A 12836-nucleotide genomic window follows, 5' to 3' on the forward strand; every position below is an offset into this window, starting at 1 on the left:
CATTTCCCATGTGGGCATCCGAGCGACCGTGAACATCCTGTATGGCGAGAAAGACGCATCACCACAGCCCCAGGTCGCGGGCGAGCAGTTCCGCTTCGCGGGCCCAGCGGGCGCAGAGGGACAGGCCGGCGGCTCGTGCGGCGTAGCCGGCGTCCGCGTCGACGGTGGCCTCGCCGCCGTAGTCAGGGTGCCGATCGGCCGAAGCCATCTCGAGACATCTGACCGTGAGCCAGTCGTACTTCACCGCGGACGCGCAGATGCCGAGCCGCACCACGCGCGCGTCACCGGTCCAGCCGGCGTCGGCGAGACCGTCGAGGTAGGCCTGGGTGGCTCGGGCGTCGAGGTCATCGAGCTTTTGGTGGGGCAGGAGCAGGTCGAAGACGGAGTCGGGGACGAGGTTGCCGACGTCTTCTCCCAGCGCGCCGTCGCCCACGAAGGCCCAGTCCAGCAGAACCACCTCACCGTCCGGGCGCCGGATGACGTTGTTGGGCCAGACGTCCAGGTGGCACACCGTCCGGGGCAGCGCCTGCATGAGCGACAGGAGCCACCGCCGGTCGCGATGCAGGTGCAGAAGTCCCTCCCGGAGATCCGGGGAGAAATGGTCCTTGATCAGCGGCTGGGACCAGGCCCGGTCCTCGTCGAGGAGGCTCCAGTCCGCGGGCCGTGAGGTGCTGTAGTCCGCCAGGAAGCCTCGGCTCAGCCACGGGTGATCGGGAAGGTCGCCGCGTCCCTGGCTTCGTCCCAGAGCGCGGGCGGTCTCGGCGATGTCATCGACGGACAGCTGCGACGAGTGCCGTCCCTTCACGTCCTCCAGCAGCAGCTCGATGTCCCCATCTCCGGTCTCCCGGATATCCACGACCGCGGGAGCGCCGAGGCCTAGGCGGCGGGGAAGGCCGGTCTCGTAGACGAGCGCCTCGCGGCGCCAGAAGTTCCAGTGCCGCGGGTCGGCCGAGGACGCCCAGTGCGCCGGCACCTGCCCACGGCGGTGCGTAAGGATCTTGTGGACGACGCCGTGCTCCCGCCAGATACCCCCGGTCACACCGTTCTGCCGGTTGTGGACCAACTGCTCGATGGACACCCGGCAACCCTAGGCCGACAGCGCCCCGACGCCAATGCCGTAGGCACCGGCAGGGCATCCGCGAGGGCGTTCAGCCGCTGCCATTACCGAGGCGGGCCGACCCTGGCCTGCTCCAAAGGTTCGTCAGATGCCTCGCATGCGGAGGACGTGGAGGGCGAGGGTCAGGTTGAGGCGGAGGTGGGCGTCTTCGGTGAAGTTGCCGAGCATGCGTTCCAGCTTGCCGATGCGGTAGCGCAGGGTGTTGTAGTGGAAGTGCAGGCGGCGCGCGGTCTCGGCGACGTTGAGGTTGGTATCCAGCAGCACTTGCAGCGTGCGGCGCAGGTCGATGTTCTCGGCGTCCTCGTCCAGGGCGAGCGGGCCGAGCGTCTCCTTGACGAACGCGTGCAGCTCGGCGGTGTCGTTGACCAGCGACAGCAGCCGGTAGACGCCGAGCTGGTCGAAGTGGGCGACCGCGCCGGAGCCGTGGAGCTGGCGGCCGACCCTGGCCGCCTTGAGCGCCTGGCCGTAGGCGTCGGGCAGCGATTCGGCGCCCTGCGCGATCCTGCTCATGCCGGTGGAGAAGGTGGCGGGACGGGAGTCGGCGAAGGCGGCGACGGCGTCCTTGGCGAGGCGCGTCATGTCGACGTCCGCGCCGGCGACGGCCACCACCTCGTGGGAGAAGCCCGCGACGGCGCCGCCCGGGTCGTGGCGGCGTAGGGCGGTCGTCCACGCGGTGAGCAGCCGGTCCGGGGGGATGTCGCATTCGGGGTCGATCTCGGCGACGAGCACGCTGACGGGACGTTCGAGGTCCCAGCCGAAGGCGCGGGCGCGGGCGGCGATGCGGGCCCCGCCCCTGCCGGTGAGCACGTCGCGGAGGAAGTCGGCGCGGTACTTGCTCTCGACGGCCGTGACGGCCTCCTGCCGGGTGACGACGAGGGCGACGACGGTGGCGGCACGCTCCAGGATGCCGATGTCACCGTCCCTGATCGCGCCGGCGGGGTGGTGGGCGACGATACGGCCGTGGTGGTGCCCGCCCGCGACGACGGGGACGACGGTGTAGTCGCCGGAGGAGACGGGCGGCGCGGCGCGCGGCACGGACGGGTCGCCGGAGGCCTCCAGCACCTGCCCGGTGGGGTCGACGACGGCCACGGCCAGGTCCAGCAGTCCGGCGACCTCGGCGACGACCTCGCGCAGCCCGCCCCCGGCGAGGACGATCTGGACGAGCGCGCGGTGCGCCTCCTCGGTGCGGGCGAGCAGCGCGGCCTGCCGGTTGAGGATGTCGGTGAGCACCTGGTTGAGGATGTCGTCGAAGCCGACGTCGTTGGGCAGCAGGATGAGCGGGAACCCCAGCCGGTCGGCCTGCTCGACCATCTCGGCGGGCAGTTCGTCCACGTATCTGCCGAGCTTGATGCCGAGGGCGGCGAGGCCGCGTTCGTCGAGGTCGGCGACGAGCCGTCCGAGGGACTGGGGGGTGTTGCGCAGCGGGTACCCGGTGGTCAGCAGCAGTTCGTGAGGTTTGACCCATGCGAGGATGTCGGGCACCTCCATGACGTTGAGTCGCTGGACGATGCGGTCGAGGCCGGTCCTGCCGCCGATCAGGCGGGCTCCGGCGAGGGTCGAGACGCCGAGCACCTCCCCCACGGACACGCCGTGAATGATGGTGCCCGTGGAGGCCAAACGCATCGCCGGGGGTGAGGGGTCCGCAGTCATGGTCATGCTCCAGGGTGAAGCGCCGTTTTCGTGATTCTGACGGAACATCATGTCTGTCAACAAGAGCCAACTCTCCGGGGAAGTGTTGGCAGCTTTCTCCGTACGAGGGTCTAACGGGACCGTTCTACGGTCTCCCCAGACTGGCGGGGAGGCCGAGTGACACTGGGGACGCGCACAAGAGCGCACGCGCCCGCGCACACCGAGGCGTTCGGCGCGGCGAGTTCCGCCCTGCGGCCCGCGCTGGACGCGCCGCGGCGCCCCGCCCGGGTGCTGGCGGTGTTCCCGCTCGGCGTCTACCTGGAGATACGCACCGACATCGAGCCGTCGGTGGTGGCCGTCATCACGGGCGAGGCGACGCGCCTGCCCAACTCGGTCGTGCTCGGCGATCCGCTGCCGCGGGTGTCGCCGGGCGACGATGCCACCGTCGGCGACGGGGGCATCGAGATCGGCCGCACGACCGTGCGGGTCCGCCGCTGGTGGGATCCGTCGCCCCCGCTCGGTGCCGTGGAGCTCGACCGGCTGCGGGCCGCGCTGCCGAGGCTGGCGGAGGTGTGCGAGACGTCCCCGCGCCGGCCCGGCCTGGATCCGGACGGCGGCGCGGCGCTGCTCGCGCGGGGCTGCGCGGACGGCTCACTGATGTCGGCCATCACCGCGGCCGAGCAGCTCATGGGCCTCGGCCCGGGGTTGACGCCGAGCGGTGACGACATGCTGTCGGGCGTGCTGGTCGCGCTGCGCAGGCTGGGCGACGCGGCGGGCGTGGGCCGGGCGGTGTGGCTGGCGGACTGGCTGGCCGCCACCGTGGCCTTCGACGCCGGCACCCGCACCACGCCGATCTCGGCCACGCTGCTGCACTGCGCGGCCCGGGGCGAGGCGTGCGCGGAGGTCGTCGCGGTGCTGCGCGGCCTGGCGGGGCATCATCCCCTTGAGCCCGCCGTACTGCGGTTACTCAGGCTCGGCCACACCTCGGGCGCCGATCTGGCCTGGGGGCTGCGCATGGGCGCGGCCGCGGTGGTGGCGCTGGGCGAGAAGGCGCGAGCGGGCGCGTGAACGGCGGGCGTTCCCGCAGGGAATGCGGCGAACGACGATTGATCACCGATTGTGGGAGGGACGGTGGGGGACCGTTGACCACGGGCACGGATCTTGTGGAGGTACGCGCCGGGCTCTACCACGACTCGGTGAGCCTGATGCGGGTCAGCCAGGCCCTGATCTCCCGTCCGGGGGTGGACGTGGCGGTGGTGGCCATGGCGACCGAGCTGAACGTCGGCCTGGCCCGTGACGCCGGGTTCGAGGTGCCGCCCGCCGGGCCGTCCGACCTGCTCGTCGCGATCCGCGCGGAGTCGGGCAAGGCGCTGGGCGAGGCGGCCGAGGAGCTGAGACGGCAGTTCGCCGAGCTGGCCAGGGGCGCGCGCGGCGGCGGGGGCGTCGCCGTCGAGAGCCCGCCGCGCACCACACGCGCCGCCGCCCGGGCGTGGGACGCGACGCTCGCGCTGGTGTCGGTGCCGGGCGACCACGCCTTCGCCGAGGCCATGGACGCCGTCGAGGCCGGGCTCTCGGTCATGATCTTCAGCGACAACGTGCCCGTCGAGCAGGAGGTCCTGCTCAAGGATCGCGCCCGGGAACGCGGCGTGCTGGTGATGGGCCCGGACTGCGGCACGGCGGTCGTCGGCGGCGCCGGGCTCGGCTTCGCCAACGTGCTGCGGCCCGGCCGGGTGGGCGTGGTGGCGGCCTCGGGCACCGGCGCCCAGCACGTGACCTGCCTGCTGGACCAGGCGGGCGCCGGGGTGAGCCACGTCCTCGGCGTCGGCGGCAGAGACCTGTCGGCGGCGGTGGGCGGCCGTTCCACGCTGGCGGCCCTGGCCGCGCTGGACGCCGACCCGTCCACCGGCCTGATCGTCCTGATCTCCAAACCGCCCGCCCCCGAGGTCGCCGAGACGGTGCGCCGGGCGATCGAGGGCCTGTCCACGCCCGTGGTCACCGCCCTGCTCGGCCCCGGCCAGGACGACCTGACCGCGGCAACCGAGAAGGCCCTCAAGGCGCTCGGCCTTCCCGTCCCCACCTGGCCGTCCTGGACGGTCCCGCAGGAGGCCGGGCCGGGCGGGCTGTCGGGCCTGTACTCGGGCGGCACGCTGTGCGCGGAGGCGCGGATCGTCGCGGGGACGGGCACGTTCACCGACTTCGGCGACGACGAGTACACGCGGGGCCGCGCGCATCCGATGATCGACCCGGCGCTGCGCCTGGAGGCGCTCGCCCGTACGGGCGGGGTCGCGCTGCTGGACGTGGTGCTCGGCCACGCCGCCGACCCCGATCCCTCCGCCCGGCTGGCCCCGGCGATCCGCGAGGCGCGTGAGCGCGGGACGGCCGTGGTGGTGACCCTCGTCGGCACCGATTCCGACCCGCAGGGCCTGCGCCGGCAGGCGGACACGCTGGTCGCGGCCGGCGCGTCGGTGTTCACCTCCAACGCGGCCGCCGCCAGGCACGCCGCGGGCCTGATCGGGAGTGCGCTGTGAGCTCGTCACCCACGCCGTCCGTGCTCGCGGGAGAGCCACGCGTGATCACGGTGGGCGCCGCCCTGCTCGCCGAGGCCCTGGACGAGCAGGCGGTGCCGCGCCTCGGCGTCGACTGGCGCCCGCCGCTGCCGGGCACCGCCGAGGCCCTGGCCAAGGTGCTCGCCGACCCGCGGCGCGCGCGGGCCAACGAGATCGCCGTCGGCAGGCTCACCTCCGCCCGTCCCCACCTGGTGGGGGTGCGGCCCGCGCGCGAGGTGCTCGACCTGCCGCGCGGAACGTTCTTCCACGCCGGCCCGCCGATCGAGTGGGAGCGCGCCTCGGGCCCGATGCGGGGGGCGCTGATCGGGGCCGCCCTGTTCGAGGGCCTCGCCGCCGACGCCGGGGAGGCCGAGAAGCTGCTGGCCTCCGGCGGCGTGACCTTGGACCCGTGCCACCACCACCGCGCGGTCGGCCCGATGGCCGGGGTGGTGACGCCGTCCATGTGGATGTTCGAGATCGCCGACGCCGAGCACGGCGGCTCCGCGTACTGCTCGCTCAACGAGGGCCTCGGCAAGGTGCTGCGGTACGGCGCCTACGGGCCGGAGGTGATCGCGCGGCTGCGCTGGATGGGCGACGTGCTCGGGCCGGTCCTTGCCGCCGCCCTCGCCCTGAGCGGCCCGATCGATCTGCGCTCGCTGATCGCCCAGGCGCTCCAGATGGGCGACGAGCTGCACAACCGCAACCGCGCGGCCACCTCGCTGCTCGTCCGCGAGCTCGCCCCGGCGATCGTCGACGCCGCGCCCGAGCGCGCCGCCGAGGTGCTGCGGTTCATCAACGGCAACGACCACTTCTTCCTGAACGCGGCCATGGCGGCGGGCAAGGTGGGCGCGGACGCGGCGCGCGGCGTGCCGGGCTCGTCGCTGGTCGTGGCCATGGCGCGCAACGGCACCGACTTCGGCGTCCAGGTCTCCGGGCTCGGCGACCGCTGGTTCACCGGCCCCGCCGGGGTCCCCGACGGCCTCTACCTGGGCGCCTACGGCCCGGACGACGCCAACCCCGACATCGGCGACTCGACCATCACCGAGACCTCGGGCCTCGGCGGGTTCGCCATGGCGGCCTCCCCCGCGATCGTCCGGTTCGTGGGCGGGGACGTCGCGGACGCCGTCGCCGCCACGCGGAGGATGTACGAGATCACGCTGGCCGAGCACCCGGCGTATCAGATCCCCGGCCTCGGGTTCCGGGGGACGCCGGTCGGCATCGACGTGGCGCTGGTCGCGCGGACGGGGCTGCTGCCGATCGTCAACACCGGCATCGCCGGCAGGGTCGCCGGAACCGGGCAGGTCGGGGCCGGGCTGGTCAGCCCGCCCACCGAGGCGTTCACCTCGGCGCTGGTCGCACTGGCGGAGACATAAAGGAAGACTGAATTCCCTTTGGCCCTGGATTGACTCTAGTATGAGCCAGCGTCATCTTGACGAGAAGCTCGATACATGATCCATACAGGGGATATGACGCGGACGAGCCTGAATTGGGGACCGCGGTATGACGACGGATCGCGCGCTTGGGGGGCTGCCCTCCATGCCTGAGGGACGGAGCCCGCTGGGCGGCGCGGGGGTCGCGCCGGAGGGTCAGGGCCGGCTGGTGGGAAGGCGGTATCGCCTGCTCTCGCCGGTCGGGCGTGGGGGCATGGGCATGGTCTGGCACGCGCACGACGTGCTGCTCGACCGCGACGTCGCCGTCAAGGAGCTGATCCTTCCGTTCGGCCTCGACCAGGCGGGCAAGCAGGTCGCCCACCGGCGCATGCTGCGCGAGGCCAGGTCGGCGGCCCGGCTCAGCCACCCCGGCATCGTCACCGTCCACGACGTCGTCGAGGAGGACGGCCGTCCCTGGATCGTCATGGAGCTGGTCCGCGCCTGGTCGCTGGAGCAGGCCGTACGCCAGAGCGGGCCGCTGCCCGTCGTACAGGCCGCCGAGATCGGCGTCCGCGTGCTGGACGCGCTGCGCCACGCGCACGCCGCAGGCATTCTGCACCGGGACGTCAAACCCGGGAACGTGCTGCTCACCGCGGACCGCGTGGTGCTCACCGACTTCGGCATCGCCGCCATCGAGGGCGACGTCACGATCACCCAGACCGGCCTGCTGATGGGCTCGCCCGCCTACATCCCGCCGGAGCGGCTGCAGGGCCGTCCGATCACGCACGCCGCCGACCTGTGGTCCTTCGGCGCCACGCTCTACGCCGCCGTCGAGGGCCGCCCACCCTACGAGGGGCCGGACGCGGTGGCCGTCCTCGGCGCGGTGCTGACCCAGGAGCCCAACCGGCCGCAGCGGGCCGGGGCGCTGCTACCCGTCGTCGAGGGCCTGCTGCGCAAGAACCCCGCCGACCGCATGCCCGCCGCCCAGGCCGCCGACCTGCTGGAACGGGTCCTGCGCAGCCACGGGTCGGGCCTGCCGCCCATCCGCCACGGCGAGCGTCCGCTGGCGGCGCCGCTGCCCACACCCGGCGACTCCACGCCCGCGCACATGCTGCCGCCGCTGGACCCGCCGTCGGGGCCGCTGCCCTCGCGCATCATCGAGACCCCGTCGGGGCCGGTGCGCGTGCCGTCCCACCCGGAGCCCGGGCACGACGCCCTGGACGGCGGCACGGACGCGCAGCGCGGCCCGTATGACGCGCTGAAGAGCCCTTCGGGCGGGATTCCGGCGGGCTCCTTCGACTCACCGCGCGGTACCTCCGGGTCTCAGTCAGGCCTGTATGACGCGCTGAAGAGCACGTCCGGCCCCTTCGACATGCCCGGCGGCGCCTCGGGGCCCCAGCCGAACCCGTACGACGCGCTCCGGAGCACCTCCGGCCCGCAGCCGGCCGACCCGTACGACGCGCTGCGCAGTCCCTCCGGGCCGCAGCCGGCGGATCCGTACGACGCGCTCCGCAGCTCCTCCGGGCCCCAGCGCGGCGCGTTCGACCCGTTCAGGAGCCCGTCGAGACCGCAGTCGGCCGACCCGTACGACGCGCTGCGCAGTTCCTCGGGCCCCCAGCAGACGCCGTACGACGTCCTCGGGAGCGGCTCGGGGCCTCAGCCGAACCTGTACGACGCGCTGCGCAGCACATCCGGCCCGCAGCCGGCCGACCCCTACGACACGCTGCGCAGCACTTCAGGACCTCAGAGCAGCCCGTACGACCCGCTGCGCAGCCCCTCGGGCCCGCAGCCGGCCGACCCCTACGACGCGCTGCGCAGCACTTCAGGACCTCAGGGCACCCCGTACGACGCCCTGCGCAGCGGCTCGGGACCTCAGGCGGACCGCTATGACGCGCTGCGCAGCAACTCAGGGCCGCAGGCGGACCGGTACGACGCGCTCAGGAGGCCCGCGGAGTCCCATCCGGGCGCGCAGTTCGACACGGCCCCGCGCTCGCCCCGCGACGCGCTGGTGGCGGGGACGCCGGACTCGCGTGTCTGGCCCGAGTCCACCTCCCCCGACCTGGCCGACCGCCTGGCCAAGGACATCGCGAGCGACAACCCCTTCGGGCCGCGGCGCAAGCCCTCCGGCGCGCGCCGCTCCGACGAGCTGGACGGGCCGCGCCGCCGCGCCGCCGCCGATGACGACACCCGCGAGGGCCGCTCCCCCGTGCTGCTCGTGCTTGCCGGGGTCGGCATCGTCGGCGTCGTCGCCGCCCTGCTGTTCGTGCTGTGGCCGACCTCCTCCGCGCCCCGCGACGACACCGCCGCCCCTCCGGACGCCGGCGCCCCCGTCGCCTCCGGCCCGGCGGACCCGTCCACCTCCACCGAGCCCGACGCCTCGCCCGCCACCACCGAGATCCCCTCCGGCTTCAAGGCCCGGACGGGCGCCGGGACGTCGGTCGCCGTCCCGCAGGACTGGACGGTCTCGGCCTCCAACCAGGCGGTGACCTACCTCGGACCGAAGAGCTCGGGCCGCCGCGTCCAGGTGAAGAAGGTCCCCGCCACCAAGGACGACGGCCTCGGCGCGCTCACCACGGCCAAGGACGAGGCCACGCTCACCGACTACGCGCAGATCCGGCTGGAGTCCTCCTCGTTCGGGGACGACACGTGGGAGTCGAGCGTCTGGGAGTACACCTACACCGCGCTGAACAACGTGACCACGCACGCCGTCACCCGGCACGTCTCGGTGGACGGCGACACGGCGTACGAGGTCACGTTCACCGCCCCCGACGCCGAATGGGACCAGCCGGACACCCGCCAGACGATGTCCGTCCTGTGGAACACCTTCAAGGTCCTGTAGTCCGGGTGTGAGGGCCGCCTCCTGCGGGCCTCTTGTGGCCTCACACGGCGGCGTGCGGGGTCAGCGGGATGATGATCTCGTCCTCCAGGGGCGGGTCGACCTCCTGGGGGAGGCAGCCGGTGGCGGCGAAGCAGCGGATGCGCAGGTCGCCCGCCTCCACGGAGACGTGCAGGAAGCTCTTGAAGAACGGCGGGGTGTCCCAGTCGGACAGCTCCGAGAAGTAGCGGTGGAAGGTGCGCCCCACGGGCAGGCGTAACGGCATGGGCCAGCCGCCGAGCACCCGCGCCGCCCACTTCATGCGCGCGGTGATCTTCATCGGCTTCGCGGCGGCCGGCGGGGAGCCGTCCGGGCCGCCCTCTCCTGTGCCGGGCTTCCGGGGCGGGGTGTTGCCGATCTGGCGGGACATCAGCACCAGGCCCTCGTCGGGCGTGAGGTAGAGCCAGGGCATGCGCAGCCGCTCGCGGTAGAGCTTGCTGTAGAACGACAGCGAGTCGCCGCGCAGCGGGTAGCACCGGAAGTCGTCCTCGCGCACCCCGCCGACGTCCACACGCGGGATCGTGTGGGTCGCGTGCATGAACGCCCCGCCGCCACCGGAGACGATGTACTGGATGACGCGCCCGTTCGCCGTGACCGGGTAGCGCTGGTAGTTGTGGGTGTCGCCGCCGATCGCCGCCACGTAGTTGGAGGCCGGGTCGCGGACGATCTCGTCGACGGTGCCTCCGCCGTCGATCGGGCACGGGTGGTAGGCGTTACGGTCGTAGATCGGCTTGCCGGTGATCAGGACCTTGGGCCGCGGGTCGGCCGAGACCCGGCGCAGCCATTCGCCCTGCTCGCGGTCGATCGTGCCCCGGATGCCGGTGTCGATGCCGACGAGCAGCAGGCCGGGCAGGTCGATCACCCAGTACGGCGCAGGCTGCGTCGCCCGCTGCTCCGGGCGCGAGCGGCGGGTGCGGGCCTCGGCCAGCCTGGCCTCGTCGATGGTCTCGGGCTTCTTCCACAGCAGCCCGCGCAGGCCCGCGGGCGACAGCGAGAAGCCCATGCGCGTGGCCTTGAGCGCGGGGGCGTCGCAGAAGACGCGCATGAAGCCGCCGAGCCCGTCGTACCAGTCGTGGTTGCCGGGGATCGCGTAGATCGGCGCGGGATAGTCCTGGTACGGGCGGAAGAACTTGTCGCCGTACTCGTTGCCGGAGCCGGTCGGGTAGATGACGTCGCTGGCGATGACCGCGAAGGCCGTCCCCTGGCCGATCTTGAGCAGGCCCGGCACGACGGCGTACTGCGAGGCGTCGCCCTCGCCGGTGTCACCGACGATCAGGAAGCTGTACTCGTCCCCGACCTGCGGCTTGATGCGGAAATCGGGGTCGGCGCCCTGCTCCTTTCGCGCGGCGATCCAGCGCCCGCGCACGCCGTTGGACGGGTCGCCGAAGAGCAGCGCCAGGATCTCGTTGCGCGAGCGCCACAGCGTGGCGGGCTTCAGCCAGGAGAAGCTCTTGCCGCTCGGGCGCAGCGCCTGGAACGTCCCGATCTGCCGGCACGACCAGCCCGCGCCCTCTTCGGAGACCCGTGAGCTGACGCGCTTGCCGACCTCGGCGGCCCGATCCACATCGACCATGCCCCTATCTTCGCCGTGATCTTCCCCGGCCGTACACCGGATTCCCTAACGAACACGGACCGGTCCGGCGAAGATCAGGGGATCAGGACGCCCGGGTTGAGGATGCCCTCGGGGTCGAGGCGGTCCTTGACCGCGCGAAGGATCTCCACGCCCAGCTCACCGATCTCGGTGGCGTACGCGGCCCGGTGGTCCCTGCCGACGCCGTGGTGGTGCGAGATCGTGCCGCCCGCCAGCCCGACCGCCTCGTTGACCGCGCGCTTGGCGATGGCCCACTGCGCCAGCGGGTCCGCGGTCTGCGCGGTCACGACGGTGAAGTACAGCGAGGCGCCGGTGGGGTACACGTGGGAGATGTGGCACATGACCAGCGGGGCCGTGGGCTGCGCCGAGGAGCCGGACGAGGTGACGAGAGCCGCGCCCAGCACCATGCGCACGGCGTCGTAGAGCTTGGGGATGCCCGACCAGAAGCAGGCCGTCTCCAGCGTCTCGACGGTCGCGCCCGCCGCCAGCAGCGCGTCGCGCAGGTACGGGGCGCTGAACCGGCCGCGGGCCCATGCCTCGCCCGGCTCCGGCCCCAGGTAGACGCCGCCGAGGTTCGACAGCGTGGCGGCGGTCAGCTCGCGGCGGTGGGCGACCTCGCCGGTCTCGCCCTCGTACCCGAGGACGGCCAGGCAGCCGGCGTCGGTCTGGAAGCCGCCGATCTCGCCCGGCTTGGCCAGGCCGACCATCGTCTCGGCCTCGTCCGACAGACGCAGAACCGTGGGCATCGGCCCGTCCTGCGCGAGGCGGCGCAGCGCGGCCGTCCCCTCCTGGAACGACGCGAACCGCCAGCCTTCGTACACCTTCTCGGCGGGGACGCGCCGCACCCGCAGGCGCAGCGAGGTGATCACGCCGAACGCGCCCTCGGAGCCGAGGACGAGCTGGCGCAGGTCCGGGCCCGCCGCCGACTTGGGCGCCCGACCGAGGTCCAGCGTGCCGTGGGCGGTGGCGAGGGTGAGGCCCACCACCATGTCGTCGAAACGGCCGTACCCCGCCGACGCCTGGCCGCTGGAGCGCGCCGCCGCGAACCCGCCCAGCGTGGCGTACTCGTAGGACTGCGGGAAATGGCCGAGGGTCAGCCCGTGCCCGGCGAGCAGATGCTCGGCCTGCGGGCCGCGCAGCCCCGGCTGGACGTCGGCGACCATGGACTCGGGGTCCACCGACAGCAGCCCGTTGAGGCGGGCCAGGTCCAGGGCGATCACGCCCGCGTACCCCTGGCGGGTGGCCACGAGCCCGCCCACCACCGAGGTCCCGCCGCCGAACGGCACGACCGCGACGCGATGGCGGGCGCACACCCGCAGGACCTCCACGACCTCCTCGTGCGAGCCGGGCAGCACCACGGCGTCGGGCGAGTCCGAGCCGTCGCCCGCGCGCATCAGCAGCAGGTCGGGGGTGGACTTGCCCCGGGTGTGGCGGATCCGCGTGTCGTCGTCGGTCCGGACGTGCTCGGCGCCGACCGCCGCGCACAGGGCGTCGGACACCTGCGCGGACAGTGCCCCGGGGTGCAGCCTGACCTCGCCGAACGTGGCGGGGGGCGCGGCGGGCTCGCGCACGCCGAGCAGGTCGCGCAGCAGCTTGCGCACGGGGTCGGGCAGGGCGGCGGCCTTCGCGGGGTCGCCCCAGCCGGACCAGAGCATGGGTTCGGCCGCGGTGTCGGGGGTTTCCACGCCCTACACTGTGACACGCGCGA

Annotated in this window: 8 protein-coding genes; 4 read left to right on the plus strand and 4 right to left on the minus strand. The window is 73.4% G+C overall.

Features of this window, described 5'->3' with window-relative positions; genetic code table 11:
* Positions 1-58: 58 nt before the first annotated feature.
* Together AB0H21_RS01485 and AB0H21_RS01490 are read right to left on the minus strand one after the other, a co-directional pair.
* Positions 59-1078: a phosphotransferase gene (locus AB0H21_RS01485; protein WP_358509889.1), complete on the minus strand. Its 1020-nt coding sequence runs from the start codon at positions 1076-1078 to the stop codon at positions 59-61.
* Between the two features lie 123 nt (positions 1079-1201).
* Positions 1202-2767 (minus strand): PucR family transcriptional regulator ligand-binding domain-containing protein, encoded by a 1566-nt coding sequence (locus tag AB0H21_RS01490; protein ID WP_358511337.1) that lies wholly within the window; start codon positions 2765-2767, stop codon positions 1202-1204.
* A gap of 156 nt (positions 2768-2923) precedes the next feature.
* Between AB0H21_RS01490 and AB0H21_RS01495 the strand changes: the two genes are divergently transcribed.
* The 4 genes from AB0H21_RS01495 (at position 2924) to AB0H21_RS01510 (ending at position 9501) form a co-directional block, all read left to right on the plus strand.
* On the plus strand, positions 2924-3814 hold the full coding sequence (locus tag AB0H21_RS01495) for a DUF2877 domain-containing protein (RefSeq protein ID WP_358509891.1): 891 nt from the start codon (positions 2924-2926) through the stop codon (positions 3812-3814).
* A 74-nt stretch (positions 3815-3888) separates the two neighbouring features.
* Positions 3889-5274, plus strand: a complete 1386-nt coding sequence (locus AB0H21_RS01500) for an FdrA family protein (RefSeq protein WP_358509894.1) — start codon at positions 3889-3891, stop codon at positions 5272-5274.
* On the plus strand, positions 5271-6665 hold the full coding sequence (locus AB0H21_RS01505; RefSeq protein WP_358509896.1) for a DUF1116 domain-containing protein: 1395 nt from the start codon (positions 5271-5273) through the stop codon (positions 6663-6665). Before AB0H21_RS01500 ends, AB0H21_RS01505 begins: the two co-directional genes overlap by 4 nt.
* 163 nt (positions 6666-6828) lie before the next feature.
* Entirely contained in the window at positions 6829-9501 is a 2673-nt protein-coding gene (locus AB0H21_RS01510; protein WP_358509899.1) for a protein kinase, read from the plus strand.
* 40 nt (positions 9502-9541) lie between these two features.
* Here AB0H21_RS01510 and AB0H21_RS01515 read toward each other — a convergent pair whose 3' ends face one another.
* Together AB0H21_RS01515 and AB0H21_RS01520 are read right to left on the minus strand one after the other, a co-directional pair.
* On the minus strand, positions 9542-11110 hold the full coding sequence (locus tag AB0H21_RS01515; RefSeq protein ID WP_358509902.1) for a metallophosphoesterase: 1569 nt from the start codon (positions 11108-11110) through the stop codon (positions 9542-9544).
* Positions 11111-11184: 74 nt separating this feature from the next.
* On the minus strand, positions 11185-12783 hold the full coding sequence (locus AB0H21_RS01520) for an FAD-binding oxidoreductase (protein ID WP_358511339.1): 1599 nt from the start codon (positions 12781-12783) through the stop codon (positions 11185-11187).
* Positions 12784-12836: the final 53 nt, after the last annotated feature.

Source organism: Sphaerisporangium sp. NPDC051011 (genome assembly GCF_040653595.1).
Lineage (GTDB): Bacteria > Actinomycetota > Actinomycetes > Streptosporangiales > Streptosporangiaceae > Sphaerisporangium.

Excerpts from the sequence above, each read along its gene's own strand:
- AB0H21_RS01520 (WP_358511339.1), bottom strand. The coding sequence starts at position 12,783 with ATGCTCTGGTCCGGCTGGGGCGACCCCGCGAAGGCCGCCGCCCTGCCC.
- AB0H21_RS01515 (WP_358509902.1), bottom strand. The coding sequence starts at position 11,110 with ATGGTCGATGTGGATCGGGCCGCCGAGGTCGGCAAGCGCGTCAGCTCA.
- AB0H21_RS01510 (WP_358509899.1), top strand. The coding sequence starts at position 6,829 with ATGCCTGAGGGACGGAGCCCGCTGGGCGGCGCGGGGGTCGCGCCGGAG.
- AB0H21_RS01490 (WP_358511337.1), bottom strand. The coding sequence starts at position 2,767 with ATGACTGCGGACCCCTCACCCCCGGCGATGCGTTTGGCCTCCACGGGC.